The sequence below is a fragment of the Nocardia sp. NPDC006982 genome (assembly GCF_042869435.1).
GTDB lineage: Bacteria > Actinomycetota > Actinomycetes > Mycobacteriales > Mycobacteriaceae > Nocardia.
In genome coordinates this window covers 265,856-282,293 of record NZ_JBIAFV010000005.1, presented here as the reverse complement: position 1 = coordinate 282,293, position 16,438 = coordinate 265,856, and the positions used below count along the sequence as shown (strand labels likewise).

The window sequence follows — 16,438 nt, the reverse complement described above, 5'->3', positions numbered from 1 at the left end:
TTCCACCCGGTTCGAGAGGAACTTTCGTGACAGACGACAGACGCCTGGCGCGCAACCCGATCGCTATTGTCGGGATGTCCGGGCTGCTGCCCAACGCGCACAACCATCGAGAGTATTGGCAGAACATCGTCGACGGCGTGGACTGCACCACCGAGGTGCCCACATCGCGCTGGAGCCTCGACGATTACTTCGACGCCGATCAGGACGCGCCTGATAAGACCTACTCGCGTCGCGGCGCGTTCCTGCCCGATATCGAGTTCGACCCGCTGGAATTCGGGCTGCCGCCCAATCAGCTCGAAGTCACCAGCACCATGCAGACGCTCAGCCTCGGTGTGGCGCGCGATCTGCTGATCGATGCGGGCGCGGTCGATTCGGCCTGGTACGACCCGGGCAAGACCGGCGTCGTGCTCGGCACCACCGGGCCCGTACCGCTGATGCATCCGCTGGCGGCACGACTTTCGACACCGGTGTTGAAGGAGGCGGCGCGCTCGGTCGGACTCTCCGATACCGACGCCGATGCGATCGCCGATAAGTTCGTCGCGGCTTTCGCACCGTGGGAAGCGAATTCGTTCCCGGGTCTGCTGGCCAATATCACCGCGGGCCGGGTCGCCAATCGCCTCGGCCTCGGCGGCATCAACTGCACAGTCGATGCGGCGTGTGCGGCATCGCTTGCCGCACTGCGGACCGCCATTGCCGAACTGCAGGACGGCCGGGCCGACATGATGATCACCGGCGGTGTGGATACCGAGAACACCATCTTCATCTACATGTGCTTCAGCAAGGTGGGGGCGCTGTCGGCGAACGGACAGATCAGCCCGTTCTCCTCCGATGCGAACGGCACCCTGCTCGGTGAGGGCATCACCATGCTCGCCCTGCGGCGGCTCGAAGACGCACGTCGCGATGGCAATCGGATCTATGCCGTCATTCGCGGCCTGGGTTCCTCCAGTGACGGCCGGGCGAAGAGCATCTACGCGCCGCGGGCGGGCGGGCAGCGGGTCGCCCTCGATCGGGCCTATGCCGACGCCGATTGCTCACCGGCGGATGTCGCGCTCATCGAGGCGCATGCGACCGGTACGCCGGTCGGCGATAAGACCGAGCTCACCGCGCTGAAATCGCTGTTGTCCGATGCGACTTCGGAGTCGCGCTTCGCGGCGCTGGGCAGTGTGAAGTCGCAGATCGGGCACACCAAGGGTGCCGCGGGTACCGCCTCGGTCATGAAGTTGGCGCTCGCACTGCACCAGAAGGTGTTGCCGGGCACCATCAATGTGGACGCGCCCAATGCGGAGATCGAGCCGGATGACGCGCCCTACTACGTGAATACCCGGACGCGGCCGTGGATCCGGGATCCGCAGCGTCCGGTGCGCCGGGCCGCGGCCTCTGCATTCGGGTTCGGCGGCACCAACTTCCACGTCGTGCTGGAGGAGGCCGACTCCGATCGCACCGAGCCGGTACTGCATCGCACCGCGCAGGCGCATCTGTGGCATGCGCCCGATGTGGCCGGGCTGGTGGACGCGGTCCGCAGCGTGGATGGCGTCGACGGCGGCGATATTCCGGAGGACCACCCGCGCATCGGATTCGTCTCGGTCGACGATGAGAATGCCGCGCACCTGCGGGCGCTCGCGGTGGACGAACTGGTGCGCAATCCCGAGGCCGTGGCCTGGGATCACCCGGAGGGCGTGTACTTCCGGGCGTCGGCATTGCCGGAGCGCAAGATCGGTGCGCTCTTCGCCGGGCAGGGCAGTCAGTACGTCGATATGGGAGCGGATGCGGCACTGAGCAATCCGGCGGTCGGCGCGGCCTTCGATGCGGCCAATATCGCATTCACCGGCGCGCCGGTGCGGCTGTCTTCGGTGGTGTTCCCACCGCCCGCCTTCGACGAAGAGACATCGTCGGAGCAGGAAAAGTCCTTGCGCCGAACCGAATTCGCACAGCCCGCGATCGGCGCGCTGTCTTCGGGACAGTTCCGGGCGCTGGCAGAGTGCGGATTCCGTGCGAACGGATATCTGGGCCACAGCTTCGGTGAACTCACCGCGCTGTGGGCCTCCGGTGCGGTCGGCACCGAGGACTTCTTCGCCTTGGCCCGGGCGCGCGGTGCGGCGATGACGCCGGCAGCCGGTGTCGAGGCCGGGACCATGGTGGCGCTCGGCGCGTCGAGGGAGATCGCCGAGGAACTGCTCGCCGGCGTCGACGATGTGTGGATCTGCAACCACAATGCGCCCGATCAGGTCGTTGTCGGCGGCGGGCCGGAGGGGATCGCCGCCGTGGTCGAGCGGGCCGGTGCGCGTGGGGTGGCCACTCGGGCACTGCCGGTGTCCGGTGCGTTCCACACGCCCTATGTGGCGCATGCGGTGGAGGCGTTCGCCGACGCGACCGCGGCGGTGACCATCGGTGCGCCCGACGCGCCGGTGTATGCGAATACCCCCGACGCCCGCTATGGCGATGATGTCGCGGCGAATCGCGCGCTGCTCACCGGACAGCTCAGTAAGCCGGTCGAATTCGTCGCCGCGCTGACCGCGATGCGTGCGGACGGCTGCACGGTCTTCGTGGAATTCGGGCCGAAGCAGGTGCTGACCTCATTGGTGCGGCGCACCCTCGGCGACGATGTCATCGCCATCCCCACGGATTCCGGTCCCATCGGCAATAGCGATCTCGCGCTGGGACGGGCGGCGGTGCGGCTGGCCGTGCTCGGATTCGGCCTGCACGGCATAAATAGGCACGCCGCGCCTTTGCCCGCATCGCGCACCTCGAATCGTGCGATGACCGTGACGATCTCGGCGCCCGAGTACGTGCCCGAGAGCCGGCGTGCGGCGTATGCGGCCGCACTCGACAACGGCTATCGCGTCAGTGTCGCCGCACCAACTCCTGTCGACAGCGTCGTCGATCCTCAGCCTGAAACGCTGCCGGTGGCAGCATCTTTCGCCGAACCAACGGAGACGACCGTGTATCAGCCCTACGATTCGGGCTCGGACGCACTCGACAGTGCGCTCGTGCAGCACCTACAGACCCACCGTCAGTTCCTCGACGGCCAGCTGGATATGGCACGCAACCTGGCCGGTGCGCTCGGCGGGGGTGCGCTCGATGAGGCGACCGTGCGGGCGATCGAAGCCGTGAAGGATCACGGTGTGGCGATCAGTGAAAGTCATTCGCGGGCAAGCGAAGTGCTCGCGCAGTTGGCGGAGCTGGAGGGCGGCTTCGCGCCTGTTGCGCGGACGGCCGTGACCCGGCGGGTGGAGTCCACTCGGCAGACGGCGATCGAGTCGGCGCCTGAGCGTCGGCTGTTGGCTTCCGGGGGCGTCGGTACCTCTGGTGCTGCCGAAACCAATGTGGCGCATTCGGGGATCTCCACCAATGGTGGACCGGTCACTGCGGAGTTCAACGGTGGCACTTCCTCCGCTGCCCAGTTCAACGGTGGCGTTGCCGCTGCTCCCGAGTTCCAGGCCAATGGTGGCGTGGCTGCTACGGAGTCCGCGGCATCCAGCTCGCAGGCATCCACCGACGCACTGCTGAGCGCGTTGCGGGAGGTCGTGGCCGAGAAGACCGGGTATCCGGTGGAGATGGTGGATCCGTCGATGGATCTGGAGGCCGATCTCGGGGTGGATTCGATCAAGCGGGTTCAGGTGATCGGTGCGCTGCAGGAGCTGTTCCCGCAGCTGCCGGACCTCGGGCCGGAGCAGTTGGGGACGCTGCGCACCCTCGATCAGATCGCGAGTTTGCTGGGTGACGGGGCGGCCTCGGAGGGGCCGGGCGCGCCTGCCGCGGCTCCTGGAACTGCCGGGGCGACTGCACCTGCGGTTGCCGGGGTGACTGCGACTGGTGCCGGAGCTGCTGGACCTGCGGGTGCTGCCGGAACTGCTGCTGCGGCGGCACCAACGGCTGGTGCCGGAGCCACCTCGTCGGCCGCGCCCACGGGTGACGACCTGCGGATCGCGTTGCGCGAGGTCGTCGCCGAGAAGACCGGTTATCCGGTCGAAATGGTCGATCCGTCGATGGATCTGGAGGCCGATCTCGGCGTCGACTCGATCAAGCGAGTCCAGGTGATCGGCGCACTCCAGGAACGGTTTCCGGACTTACCCAGCCTCGGTCCGGAGCAGCTTGGCACGCTACGCACAGTGGATCAGATCGTCGACGAGCTCGCGACGTCGGTGGGCGGTGATGTCCACCCAAAAGCTGAGGCCGCGGCCGAAACGCCGCGGTATGCCGTCGAACTGATCACCCTGCCGTCGCTGGACCGGGCCGTCGCCCCGTATCGCGAGGGCGGCGCGGTCGCATTGGTCGATCTCACCGGTCAGGCGGATGCCGACTGCGCCGCCATCGAATCCCTGCTCACCGAGCAGGGCTGGTCGGTGCATCGGACGGATTCGGCAGGCCTGTCGGATCTCGATTCCGTCGATGTCTGCCTCGCGGTGCTGAGCTGTGAGTTCGCCGATTGGGAGGCCGCGCAGCGGTGGCTCGGCACAGCCGTGCTGACCGCCGGTCATGCGGTGCCGCGGCTGGCGAAGACCGATAGTCGGGCGGCGTTCGTCACGGTGACCCGGCTCGACGGTCACCTCGGCTTCCTCGGCACAGCGGGTCCGATCACCGCCTTGCTCGGCGGTGTCGGCGGCGTCGTGAAAACCCTTGCGGCCGAACAGCCCGCGTTGTTCTGCCGGGCACTCGATTTCGACCCGGAAATCACACCGGTGCGACTGGCCGAGCTGGTCACCGCGGAGTTGCACGATGCCGCACGTGACACGCTCGAGGTCGGTATCGATGCGGCCGAGCAGCGCAGAACGCTGGTGCCCAGTGCACATGCGCCTGCCCGTTCGGTCAGCATCGTGCGTCACGAGCAGGGGCCGAGTGTGCTTACGGCACAGGATGTTCTGCTCGTCACGGGAGGTGCGCGTGGCGTCACCGCCACGTGCGTCCGGGCGCTGGCACAGCGGAGCGAGGCACGCTTCGTGCTCCTCGGTCGCTCCGAGTTGACACCTGAACCCGACTGGGCTGCAGGTGTTTCCGATACCGAGCTCAAGGCTGCGGCGGTGCGCGCACTCGTCGGCACCGGAGCAAAGCCACGCGATATCGAGCGCGCGTGCGCCCAGGTACGGGCCACCCGCGAAATCAGCGAAACGCTGACCGAATTGGGCTCGCGGGCAGAGTATCTTGCTGTCGACGCGACCGACGAAGCGGCGGTTCGCACCGCATTCACACCGTGGCGCGACACCATAACCGGCGTCGTGCACGGGGCAGGTGTGCTTGCGGACTCCACGCTCACCGACAAAACGGCCGAATCCATTGAGCGGGTACTGGATCCCAAGATCTCCGGGCTGGCCACCGTGCTGGCCGCACTTGGCGAACTACGGCATCTGGTGCTGTTCACCTCGGTGGCCGGACTGTTCGGTAACGCGGGTCAGGCCGACTACGCCACCGCGAACGAGGCACTGTCTCGATTCGCGGTGAGCTATCGGCGCCGCCATCCCGACTGCCACGTCACCGCGATCGACTGGGGTGCCTGGGACGGCGGCATGGTGACGCCCGAACTGCGCGAGCATTTCCACGCTCGTGGCATCGCCCTGCTGGATCCCGAGACCGGTGCGGCGGCCTTCACCGAACAGTTCACTGCGGACCGAGATGCCGACGCGGTAGTACTGATCGGTCCGGCCGAAAGTCTCACTGGCGATACGACAGTCGCTCCACCCGCGACGCAGGCCCGCCGGATCATCGCCGGTCTGACCGACGATCCGATCATCCAGGCGCACCGAATCGGCGAACATATCGTGTTACCAGCCACGTTCGGCATCGGTGCGATGGTGAATCTGGCCGAGCGCAGCCTGCCCGGCCGAATGGTCGTCGGTGCCAGGGATTTCCAGGTCCTCAAGGGAATCGTGTTCGACCATCCGGTGGATGAGCTCGAACTCGAACTCGTCCCCGGCGAGCCGGTCGATGGCATTGCACTGGTCGAGGCGACAGTCCGCAGTGACGATGCGCTGCACTTCCGGGCGACGCTGCTGCTGGCGGCCGAACCCGATCGGCCGCCGGCCAAGACGATCCCGACCGGATCGGTCAGCGACGCGAATATCTACCGCGACGCCATCCAGTTCCACGCGCCCGCCCTGCAGGGCCTGCGCACGGTACTGGCGGCCTCGGACGAGGCGATCGTATTCGATTGCGCCTTGCCCGCCGCGCGAGTGGCCGACGGCGCCTACGCCGGTCGCCTGCACGACCCGGTCCTCGCCGACCTGATCATGCAGGGCCCGCCGGTGCTCGGCTACCGACTCCTCGGGGCGGCCTGTCTGCCACTGGGTGTCGGCCGCGTGGACTACTACCGGCGGCTGCCGACGGACAAGCCGTTCCTGCTCACCGTGGACAACCCGCGGCCCAGCAGCTTCGATGTCCGGATCGACGCCACCGCAACAACATCGGATGGGACAGTGCTGCAACGCTTCTCGGATGTCACCGTGGTGACGACACCGGATCTGACCGCGAAATTCCAGGCTTCGGTGCGGGGGTGGTTGGCATGACGGTTATCGAGTTCGACGGAGTGCCGTTCGATCCGGTCGGCACTGCTGCCGTCCGGGGCGAGTCGGCTGGGGTCCGCGAGAGCCCGGCGGTTCGCGAGAGCCCGGCGGTTCGCGAGAGCCCGGCGGTTCGCGAGAGCCCGGCGGTCCGCGAAAGCTCGGCGGTCCGCGAGAGCCGGGAGGTGCACGAGAGTTCTGCGGTCCGCGAAAACCCGATGGTCCGCGAAAGCCTGGCGGTGCACCAAGGCCAGGCCGCGCACGAAGGCCAGGCCGCGCACCAAGCGCCTGCGGGCCATGAAACGCCAAGGGTGCATCAACTGCCCGCGGTACCGGAAGTCGCAATCTCGACGGCCACAGCACAGGCATGTCCGCAAACCCCTGGCCCGCTCACCGAGATCCGTTCGGGCGTTGTCGCCGCCCACCGCGCAGCGCTGACCGCCCAGGTCGCACTGCAACGGGCGATATGGCAGCGGACGGTGCACCCTCAGGTCCCGGCGGCGAACCAGGGCCACAGCGGCCAGTCCATTTCGAGCGCACGCATCGCCGCCGCACCGGAGTGGACGTTCAAGCCGCCGGCCCGCACCACCCGCACCAGCCTCGATCGAGCAGCGCTGGCACGCCTCACCGAGGGCGATGTCGCCGGCGTATTCGGATACCGGCGTGCCGGCGTCGAATCCGTGGCGCGACTCGCGGCGGCGGGCCCCTTGGTGCTCACCGAGGTCGTAGCCATCGAGTTGCGCGGCGGCACCGGAAACGGCCGCTTGGTAGCGCATTTCGACGGCGATACCCGAGCGGCCGCTGTACAGGCGGCGGAGGTATTCGCACTGTTCACCGGCATGCAGCTGTGCCTCTCGCGGAGCACCCTTGTCAGCGAGCCGGGTACGACCGAAAGCAGGACTGGCACAGTCGAATTCGTAGTCTCGGAAATCGACCTGGTGCCCCGGCCGCATGTCACCGGCACCGCGACCATCGCGGGTTCCGCTCCGCTGCAGGTCACCGTGACGGTGGCCGAGCCAGCGGGCGCGGCCGTCGGCCCAGGTGCCGCCGTACCTGGCCTACTGCTCAACGAATTCCACATGACCCACCTCGCCCGCGGCGATCAAGCCATCGCCATGGGCCCCGAATTCGCCGAATACACCGGCGTCCGAGCGACCCGCCTGCCGACGGGCGGGCTGCTCCTGGTCGACCGTGTCCTCGAATTCGACTGTGCCCGTGGCAAATTGGATGGCGCGACGTACCGCACCGAATACGACTCACCCGCCGATTCCTGGTACTACGGCGATACCGCCAACGAATCCATGCCGCATTTCGTGTACATGGAGACCTCGCTGCAGGCGGCACTGCTGATGGGCTACTACGCCGGTCCCACCCTCACCCAGCCGGGTGTCACCCTGAGCCTGCGCAACCTCGGCGGCACCGCGACCGTCCTGCGCCAGGTAGATCTGCGGGACAAGACGATCGAGCAGACCTCGCGCCTGCTGTCGACGACGATCCTGCCCGGCTCGTCACTGCAGAATTTCGACTACACGCTGAGCGTGGACGGTGAACCCTTCTACACCGGCGAGACCATGTTCGGGTACTTCAGCGACGAAGCCCTGGCGAACCAGACCGGCCTCGACGCCGGACGGTCCGTCCCGACCTGGCTGGACGAGCATCCACAAGCCACCCGCACCATCGATGTCGCCGCTCGCCGAGCGGATCCGAATGCCCGGCTGTGTGCCCGCCAGACCCTGGCACTGATCGACCGGATCGACGTGGTCGACGGCGGCGGAAAATACGGTGCGGGATATCTGCATTCACTGCGCGAAATCGACCCGTCGGACTGGTATTTCGCCCGTCACTTCTACCTGGACCCGGTGATCCCGGGATCGCTCGGAGTGGAATCGGTCATCCACGCCATCCAGGAGTGGATGCTCGATGCCGGATTCGCCGACACCATCGGCGATCCGGTCTTCCGCATCCCCGCCGATATCGCCTTCAGCTGGCGCTACCGCGGCCAATTCCTGCCGACCGACGCAACGGTTCGGTTGGAGGTCGACATCAAGGAAATCCGCAGGGGCGCAAACGGTGTCACCGTCATCGCCGACGGCTCGCTGTGGAAACCGGGTCTGCGCATCTACGAACTGGTCGACCTGGCAATCGAACTCGGTGAGCGAGAGGAGCGGCCGTGACCGCATCGTCAACCACCGTCGTCGCGGAAACCACCGACGACATTACGGCCGTACTGCTCGACGTACGGCAGCCCTGCTGGATCGTGCGGCACGACGGCCGGGTGGGCGCGACCTCGGATGCAGCGGTCGCGGCACGGTCGCAGGTGCTCACCGCGGTCGCGCCGCTGCCGCCGGAGTTGCTCGGGGACAAACAGTTCCATGCGACGCACGGCGTGCGCGCGGCCTACGCGGCAGGTGCGATGGCCAATGGCATCGCCGCGCCCGCCTTGGTCGCGGCGATGGCGCGTGCGGGCTACCTGGCATCGTATGGTGCGGCCGGGGTGACGCCCCCGGCCGTGGATGCGGCGCTGGCCGAACTCAGTTCGCTGGGAAAGCCCTTTGCCTGCAACCTGATTCACAGCCCGTCCGAACCGGCGCTGGAACGCGCGATCGTCGATTCCTGCCTGCGCCACCGCGTGCGCTGCGTAGAGGCCTCGGCATTCATGGGCCTGACCACCGAGGTCGTGCGATACCGGGCGGCGGGCCTCGGCATCGACCGGCACGGCCAGATCGAGGTGCGCAATCGCCTGATAGCCAAGGTGTCCCGAGTCGAGGTCGCCGAACCCTTCCTGCGACCGGCACCTATCGCTTTGCTGCGCCGACTGGTCGAATCCGGTGATCTGACACCGGAACAGGCCCGGCTGGCCGAGCAGGTGCCGATGGCCGACGACATCACGGCGGAAGCCGATTCCGGCGGCCACACCGACCGCAGGCCACTGCTCGTGCTGTTCCCGGAGCTGGTCGCCGCGCGCGATCGGATCGCCACCACCGTGCCCGCAGCGGCGGCGGTGCGGATCGGTGCCGCCGGCGGTATCGGCACCCCCGCTGCCGCTGCGGCGGCCTTCGCGCTCGGCGCCGCCTATGTGGTGACGGGATCGATCAACCAGGCCACCCGCGAGGCCGCCCAGTGCGACACAACCAAACAGCTACTGGCCCAAGCAGATTTCGCCGACTGCACCATGTCGCCGTCCTCGGACATGTTCGAACTCGGTGTGCAGGTCCAGGTCCTGCGCCGAGGCACCATGTTCGCCGCCCGCGCCCAGCGCTTGTACGACACCTACCGCGCCTACGCCGGATTGGACGATATTCCCGCCGACCTACGCCGCGATCTCGAGGCCACCCTGTTCCGGCGGCCCCTCGAGACGGTCTGGCAGGACTGTGTCACCTACTTCACCGAACGTGACCCCGGACAGTTGGTCGGCGCGGACGAAGATCCAAAACGCAAGATGGCCTTGGTATTCCGGTGGTACCTCGGGTTGTCCTCCGGCTGGAGCATCCGTGGCGAAGCCGACCGCACCGCCGACTACCAGATCTGGTGCGGCCCCGCCATGGGCGGCTTCAACAATTGGGTCGCCGGAACCTACCTCGCCGCCCTCAACAACCGCCACGCAGCCGACATCGCCGACCAAATGATGCTGGGCGCCGCCTATCTCACCCGAATCGCCCAACTCCGCACCGCAGGCGTACGCCTACCAGCCGAATGCACCCGCTTCGTGCCGCGACCGATGGAGCGCCGATAACCACCTTCGGAACGGGAGTCGGCCGGTAGACGGTGCAGGCTTGAGAAAAACATACGACCGACCGTATGCTCTCCTTCATGGAGCAACAAACCTTCACTGAGGCGGCCGATCCGTTCTGCCTGGACCAGGCGGATGCCGCGGCATTGCTGACAGGGGCCCCGTGGGGCAGGTATGCCGTTGTGGGAGACAGCCTTTCGGCGGGAACCGGCGATCCCACCCCGGGCTACAAGGATCAAGGTTGGTCAGACCGGGTTGCGGGTGTCTTGCGGTCGGTCCGGCCGGAGCTGGACTACCTCAACGTCTCCGAGATCGGGGCGACAACCGACCAGACGCTGGAGAACCAGGCGGCCCGCATGCTCGAGTTCTCCCCGGACCTGCTGCACGTGCCGTGCGGGGCCAACGACATCGTGCGGCGGAAACCGGACTTCGGTGCGATAGAGCGAACGCTTCGGCAGATGTACGACCTGGCGAAGGGGACCGGCGCCCTACTGACCACTTTCACGCTCGGCCGGGCGTACGTCGTCCCGGTCTTCCCTGACTGGCCGGAGCGGATTGCCGCGGTCAACGAGATCGTGCGCGGGCTGGCTTGCGAATACGACGCCATCGTCGTGGACATGTGGGATCACCCGGTCAACGACCGCGACAACCTGCTCAGTGCGGATCGTATCCACTTCTCGACCTCGGGTCAGGCTGTCATGGCGACCGAGGTGGTCAAGAAGCTGGCCAATTCCCTGGGACGCACGAATGAAGAGGTCTCTTACCGTGGCAAGTAGGCAGCAAGCAGTTGGCCAGCCGGTAGTGGCCGCGGAGGCCGACGGCATTCCGTGGATGACGATGTCGATTGTCTTGTCCGCCATGTTCATGGCGGTCCTCGACTCGTTCATCGTCGTGGTTGCCGACCCCTCGATCGTGGCGGACCTGCGTGCCTCCGCCGGCGATGTCCAGTGGGTTCTGGCGGGTTATCAGCTGAGTTACGCGGTCTTCATCATTACCGCTACTCGGCTGGCCGATATGTACGGCCGCAAGCGGATTTTCCTGCTCGGGGTGGCCCTGTTCACGCTGTCGTCAGTCGCTTGCGCGCTATCACCGAACGCGGACAGCCTTATCGCCGCGCGTGTCATCCAGGGCCTCGGAGCCGCCCTGATGGTTCCCCAGGTGTTCGCGTACGTCACGGCGCTGGTGCCGGAGGCGAAGCGGCACAGCGTATACGGCGTTGTCGGCATCGTCATAGGTATGGCCACCATCGGCGGACAGGTCATCGGCGGACTGCTGATCGGCGCCAATCTGTTCGACTCCGGCTGGCGCCTGGTGTTCTGGGTGAACGTGCCGATCGGAATTGTCATGTTCCTGCTCGCCGTTCGATACGTGCCGCAGACAAGCTCGCCCGCCACCCGCAAGCTGGATATGCCCGGCGTTCTGGCGCTCAGCGCGGCACTGTTCTTCCTGGTGCTTCCGCTGATCCAGGGGCAGCAGGCAGGCTGGCCATGGTGGGTCTGGGCTTGCTTCGCAGGCAGCGCGGTCGCGTTCGGTTTGTTCGTCGCGATCGAACGGGGCCTGGAACGGCGGGGCGAGGATCCGCTGGTACCGCTGACGCTGTTCAGCCAGCGCTCGTTCTCGCTCGGGATCATTCTCGTCATCGCCCTGTACGCGCTGATCTACTCGTATTACCTGGCCTTGTCGGTAACGCTGCAGCAAGGCCTCGATATGTCGGCGCTCGGCGCGGGTTTGGTCTACACACCGGCTGCCACCGCTTTCTTCGTGTTCAGCATGGTAGCGAGCCGGATCATCCCGAAATATGGACGACGTGTCCTCGAAGTCGGGGCGATCATCCTGGCGGTCGGTTACCTGGCGACCGGCTTGTTGCTGGTGTCCGGCCCGCGAATCACCCCGCTGCTCGTGATCCCCACCCTCATTCTGCAAAGCGTCGGTGGCGGACTGGTTATAACCCCGGCGCTCAACACCGTGCTGAGCCGCGTCGAGCCGGAGTCGGTCGGCGTCGCGTCAGGGGCGCTCTCCACCGCCCAGCAATGTGGCGGAGCACTAGGCGTTGCCGTTATCGGAGCCGTCTACTTCAGCTCGTTCCATCCTGCGGAAGTCGGCAGGGTCGCCGCCGCCGGCCACGCCTTTGCCGTCGCGTCCTTCGGCACGTTCGTAATCGCTGTGGTAGCAGGCATTATCGTCTTCCTGCTACCGAAGCGGCCGGCGACCCAGGCCTGAGTGCGAGGATCACCAGTCATGGACTGGGGCCGGACCTGGTCCGTCGGCGAGCCCGAACCGACGTCCTAGGGCTCGCACCGACGGCGGAACTCGCCAGAGCGGGTGTCGACTCAGATGCCGCTTCTCGGCAGAAGAGCATGCACCGGGAAGCCGTCGGTCGTGCTGGTCCAACGGTCCACGTCATCGACCGCGCTCTGTGCGACCGTCATCCGCACCTCGTCCTCGACGGACACCCGGTAGTGCGCCCCTATTCCGGGGCATGGAAGCCGCCGATCTTCTGCTCGAGCAGTTCGGCCAGCCGCAGCGGGGTGCGGTCCTCGAACATCGGACCGATGAGCTGCACTCCCACCGGCAGGCCCTCGGGGGACCGGCCCGCGGGTATGGCGGTGGCGGGCAGTCCGGGCATGGTGGCCACACCGGCCCAGACGAGCTGGTCGAAGTACGGGTACTCGACGCCGTCGATGTCGATGTGCCGGTTCTCCAGACCTCCGTTGTGGTCGTGTGGGAAGGCGGGAGTGGGCGTGATGGGGCACACCACGGCATCGAACTCGGCGAAGAGCTGCCGCCAGCCGTGGCGGTGGAGTTCGCGACGGTTGTTCGCCTCGACCCAGTCGCGGTGGCTGAGCACCATGCCGCGCAGCCGCGCCGCATCGAGACTCCGGTCGTTCGCGCTCAGGGCGGCGGCGTGGGTCCGCAGCTGTTCGTACACGTCGACGGAAAGGCTCGTGGCGGCGTTCGACAGCATCAGCAGCATGTAGAGCGTCGCCGCTTCGGTCGGATCGGGTAGCAGCGGACTGCGCCGTTCGACGCGGGCGCCCTCGTCGACGAGCGCCTCGGCGACGCGGTTCACGCCCGCCCGCACCGCCGATCCGGTCGCAATGAGCGGATGGTCCTCGATGATCAGGACGCGGAAGTCCGACAGCCGCTCGTTGCGCGCGGGCGGCAGTGCGACGTCGTAGGCGACGCCGTGGGTCAGCGGGTCCGGTCCGGCCATCACGTCGAGCAGCAGCGTGAGGTCGCGGGCGGTGCGCGCCATCGGGCCGACGACGGCGAGGTCGAGGTCGATCGGCAAGGCCGGCGCGGGCGGCGCGACCATGCCGCGGGTCGGCACCAGACCGAGTGTCGGTTTGTGCGCGTAGACACCGCAGAAATGCGCGGGGGTGCGCAGCGAACCGGCGAGGTCGGAACCGAGGGACAGCGCGCCGAACCCGGCCGCGAGGGCCGCCGCCGAACCGCCGGACGACCCACCCGACGTGCGGTCGTGATCCCACGGATTGTTGGTGGTGCCGTAGATCTCGTTGAAGCTCTGGATATCTCGCAGCATCAACGGCACATTGGTCTTACCGAGCACCACCGCGCCGGCGGCCTTCAGTCGCGCCACCGCTACCGCGTCCTCGGCAGGCACATAGTTCCGCTGCTGCGGTATGCCCCAGGTCGTGGGCAGCCCGGCCATGTTGTAGGACTCTTTGACCGTCACCGGAATACCGAGTAACGGCCGATCCTCGCCGCGGGCGCGCGCCTGGTCGGCACTGCGCGCGGCGGCCCGCGCACGGTCGAAGTCCGGCACACAGATCGCGTTGATCGCCTTGTCGTCGCGCTCGATACGGGCGATCGCCTCGTCGGTCAGTTCCACCGAAGTCACCTCACCGGCACGCAACACAGCTGCGAGCTCTTCGGCCGACCGAAAATTCCACTCCATGAATCCGACGCTATCGGCCTGCCGTAGAGGACATAAAAAACCGCTTCGCACAACGGGAAAGCCGAATGGGCCACCTGCACCGGCAAAGTCACGCACTCGTTCTGCCATCGAAGATGGCCCACCCCAGGTCACAGTGCCGGCAGTGGGCCAACTCCACTAGCACAGGCCATGAAATGCCGCTTCGCGCAACGGGATGGATGTCACCGAGCGCCTAGCCGCCGCCTCCAGTCGAACATCGCAGCACGCGCAATGCGCCTCGCCACGTTGTGCAACAAAAGGTTGCATGTTCTCGATGCTCATGGCAGAGTAATGCGCAACCGATGGTTGCTTATTGGAGGTCTGGAGCGGAGTTCGTCCAGCGGCCTCCTCGACCGATGTCGGCGTCGCACGAGATGAAACGGAGTCTGATCGGATATGAGTGGATTGCTGCTCGAAGGTAAGAGCGCTGTGATCTATGGCGGCGGGGGCGCTATCGGCGGCGCTATCGCACGGGTATTCGCCAGGGAAGGCGCGCGGGTCTTCATCGCCGGGCGGACGCAGGCGAAGCTCGACGCCGTGGCGCGTGATATCGCCGCCGCGGGCGGAACAGTCGAGACCGCACAAGTCGACGTTTTCGATCAACAGGCGGTCGAAAAGCACGCCGATGCGGTCGCGGCGACGGCAGGCAATATCGACATCGCCCTCAACGCCGTGAGTGTCATGCACGACCAGGGGACTTTGCTGGCGGACCTCTCGCTGGAGGAGTTCATGCGGCCGATCGACGGCTTTCTGCGGACGCTGTTCATCACGAGCAAGGCTGTGGCGCGGCACATGGGTCGCGAGCGTCCTGGCGTGATCCTGACCTTGTCCGAGCCGGGTTCCAAACTGGCTGCGGGCGGCATCTTGGGGCACAGCGTGAGCGCGGCAGGCAAGGAGGCCTTCACCCGGAACCTGGCCGCGGAGCTGGCGCCCAGCAACATCCGGGTCATCGGCATCCGTCCACACGCTGTCGTCGATGCGCCGGCCGCGGGTTCCTACACCAAGGACCTCTTCGGGCAAATCGCGGCAGCGGCCGGGCAGTCGGTCCAGGAATTGCTCAAAGGCGGGGCAATGGCGCAGGGGACGCTGCTGAAAAGGCTTCCTACGCTGTCCGAAATAGCAGAGACGGCCGCATTTTTGGCTTCTGATCGAGCTGGAGCCATGACGGGAGCAATCGCCAATCTGTCCGGCGGCGCACTAGTCGACTGAGGTTTGCACGACTGACCGACAGGTTGCCAGAGAAATCTTTGGTGACCTCCTCGACCGATGTCGGCACCCTGTCGACGTCGCACTATATGAATCGGAGCTGATCGGAATGCCCACGATGCCCGCTGGAAGCATCCTGCTCGGGAGCACACGAGCGACGGAGTTGCGTGAGTGGTACCTCGAGGTGCTCGCACCCGACCACACCGGAGATGGCCCGATCGTTCTCGGACAGTTCATGCTCGTCATCGATCAGCGTGACGATATCGGCGACGTCAACCCCGAACCAGGCCGATCGATCCTCAACTTCCACGTCGACGACTTCGCCGCGTTCGAAACACAACTGGACGCTGCGGGCGTGGAATGGGTCGCGCGCGCCACCGACCGCCCGGCCGGAAGGTTCGCCACATTCAAAGACCCGGACGGCAACTACCTGCAGATCATTCAGTTTGCGCAGCCGCCGCACTAACCGGTTGTCGCGCAGGGCCGCCAACAGCCTTTCCGAATGTCGCGGCTTGCGGCCACAGCTTCGGTGTACAGCTCGGTAGTGAGCTGATCAGGCGAGACGCCGAGCGCGGCGAGGACTGTACGGAGATCGGCGAGTGCGCTGGCGAGGTCGTCCTCGGTGTCGACCTGAGTTTCCAGTTCCAGGAACGTGCCGTCGATCTCCGGGACCGTGACGACTGTCGCGAGCATTTCGCGGCCAGCAGCGGTGAACCGGTGGTTCTCGCACTGCTTAGTGAAGGAGATCTGCGGCCGGTAACCCAGCCGCGCGATGATCTGCTCCATCACATCCCGTCGACTCACGTCCGTCTCGTATTCAGGCTTCGACCCGCTTTCCTGTTCGACTGCCGCATCTTTGAACGTGAGGAAGTGGCGAGCGGAGCCGTCGCCAGAACGAACTGTCCGCAAGCGGAATTCACGACCGGTCGCGGTCAAAGACTTGTCGGCGTCATCGAAGTAGATGTCGTGGTAAGAGACCACATCGACGTCCGCGCGCGCCACCAACTTCTCGCGAACAGCGTCAGCGTCCGTAAGTCGAGCTTTGTATTCGGCTTCGATCACACTCGCTCCATT

10 protein-coding genes are annotated in these 16,438 nt (G+C 66.5%); 7 read left to right on the top strand and 3 right to left on the bottom strand.

From position 1 onward, the window contains the following. The first annotated feature begins 26 nt into the window (after positions 1-26). From ACFYOW_RS21960 to ACFYOW_RS21940, 5 genes are all read left to right on the top strand, one after another. Entirely contained in the window at positions 27-6,497 is a 6,471-nt protein-coding gene (locus ACFYOW_RS21960) for an SDR family NAD(P)-dependent oxidoreductase (RefSeq protein ID WP_387290622.1), read from the top strand. Next, positions 6,494-8,665 (top strand): beta-ketoacyl synthase, encoded by a 2,172-nt coding sequence (locus ACFYOW_RS21955; RefSeq protein ID WP_387290620.1) that lies wholly within the window; start codon positions 6,494-6,496, stop codon positions 8,663-8,665. Before ACFYOW_RS21960 ends, ACFYOW_RS21955 begins: the two co-directional genes overlap by 4 nt. Next, positions 8,662-10,224, top strand: a complete 1,563-nt coding sequence (locus ACFYOW_RS21950; RefSeq protein ID WP_387290618.1) for a PfaD family polyunsaturated fatty acid/polyketide biosynthesis protein — start codon at positions 8,662-8,664, stop codon at positions 10,222-10,224. The genes ACFYOW_RS21955 and ACFYOW_RS21950 overlap by 4 nt, the downstream gene beginning before the upstream one ends. 77 nt (positions 10,225-10,301) lie before the next feature. Further along, complete coding sequence (locus ACFYOW_RS21945) at positions 10,302-10,997, top strand: SGNH/GDSL hydrolase family protein (protein ID WP_387290616.1); 696 nt, start codon at positions 10,302-10,304, stop codon at positions 10,995-10,997. After that, positions 10,987-12,441, top strand: coding sequence for an MFS transporter (locus ACFYOW_RS21940; RefSeq protein WP_387290614.1), 1,455 nt, complete (start codon positions 10,987-10,989; stop codon positions 12,439-12,441). The genes ACFYOW_RS21945 and ACFYOW_RS21940 overlap by 11 nt, the downstream gene beginning before the upstream one ends. A 110-nt stretch (positions 12,442-12,551) precedes the next feature. On the opposite strand, the gene ACFYOW_RS21935 is transcribed toward ACFYOW_RS21940, so the two are convergent. Both ACFYOW_RS21935 and ACFYOW_RS21930 read right to left on the bottom strand, forming a co-directional pair. Then, a complete protein-coding gene (locus tag ACFYOW_RS21935; RefSeq protein ID WP_387290612.1) occupies positions 12,552-12,674 on the bottom strand; it encodes a hypothetical protein in 123 nt (40 codons plus the stop codon). Positions 12,675-12,688: 14 nt separating this feature from the next. Next, positions 12,689-14,140, bottom strand: coding sequence for an amidase (locus ACFYOW_RS21930; protein WP_387290610.1), 1,452 nt, complete (start codon positions 14,138-14,140; stop codon positions 12,689-12,691). A gap of 423 nt (positions 14,141-14,563) precedes the next feature. Here ACFYOW_RS21930 and ACFYOW_RS21925 point away from each other — a divergent pair, with 423 nt between their 5' ends. Together ACFYOW_RS21925 and ACFYOW_RS21920 are read left to right on the top strand one after the other, a co-directional pair. Then, positions 14,564-15,367 carry an SDR family NAD(P)-dependent oxidoreductase gene (locus ACFYOW_RS21925; protein ID WP_387290608.1) on the top strand — a complete coding sequence of 268 codons (804 nt, stop codon included), beginning with the start codon at positions 14,564-14,566 and terminating at the stop codon, positions 15,365-15,367. Between the two features lie 115 nt (positions 15,368-15,482). Beyond that, positions 15,483-15,830, top strand: coding sequence for a VOC family protein (locus ACFYOW_RS21920; protein ID WP_387290606.1), 348 nt, complete (start codon positions 15,483-15,485; stop codon positions 15,828-15,830). Here ACFYOW_RS21920 and cyaB read toward each other — a convergent pair. After that, positions 15,827-16,426: a class IV adenylate cyclase gene (gene cyaB / locus ACFYOW_RS21915; RefSeq protein WP_387290604.1), complete on the bottom strand. Its 600-nt coding sequence runs from the start codon at positions 16,424-16,426 to the stop codon at positions 15,827-15,829. The genes ACFYOW_RS21920 and cyaB overlap by 4 nt on opposite strands. Positions 16,427-16,438: the final 12 nt, after the last annotated feature.

What these genes read in the sequence shown, in the direction of transcription:
- ACFYOW_RS21955 (WP_387290620.1), top strand. Translation starts at nt 6,494, where the DNA reads ATGACGGTTATCGAGTTCGACGGAGTGCCGTTCGATCCGGTCGGCACT.
- ACFYOW_RS21945 (WP_387290616.1), top strand. Translation starts at nt 10,302, where the DNA reads ATGGAGCAACAAACCTTCACTGAGGCGGCCGATCCGTTCTGCCTGGAC.
- ACFYOW_RS21930 (WP_387290610.1), bottom strand. Translation starts at nt 14,140, where the DNA reads ATGGAGTGGAATTTTCGGTCGGCCGAAGAGCTCGCAGCTGTGTTGCGT.
- ACFYOW_RS21920 (WP_387290606.1), top strand. Translation starts at nt 15,483, where the DNA reads ATGCCCGCTGGAAGCATCCTGCTCGGGAGCACACGAGCGACGGAGTTG.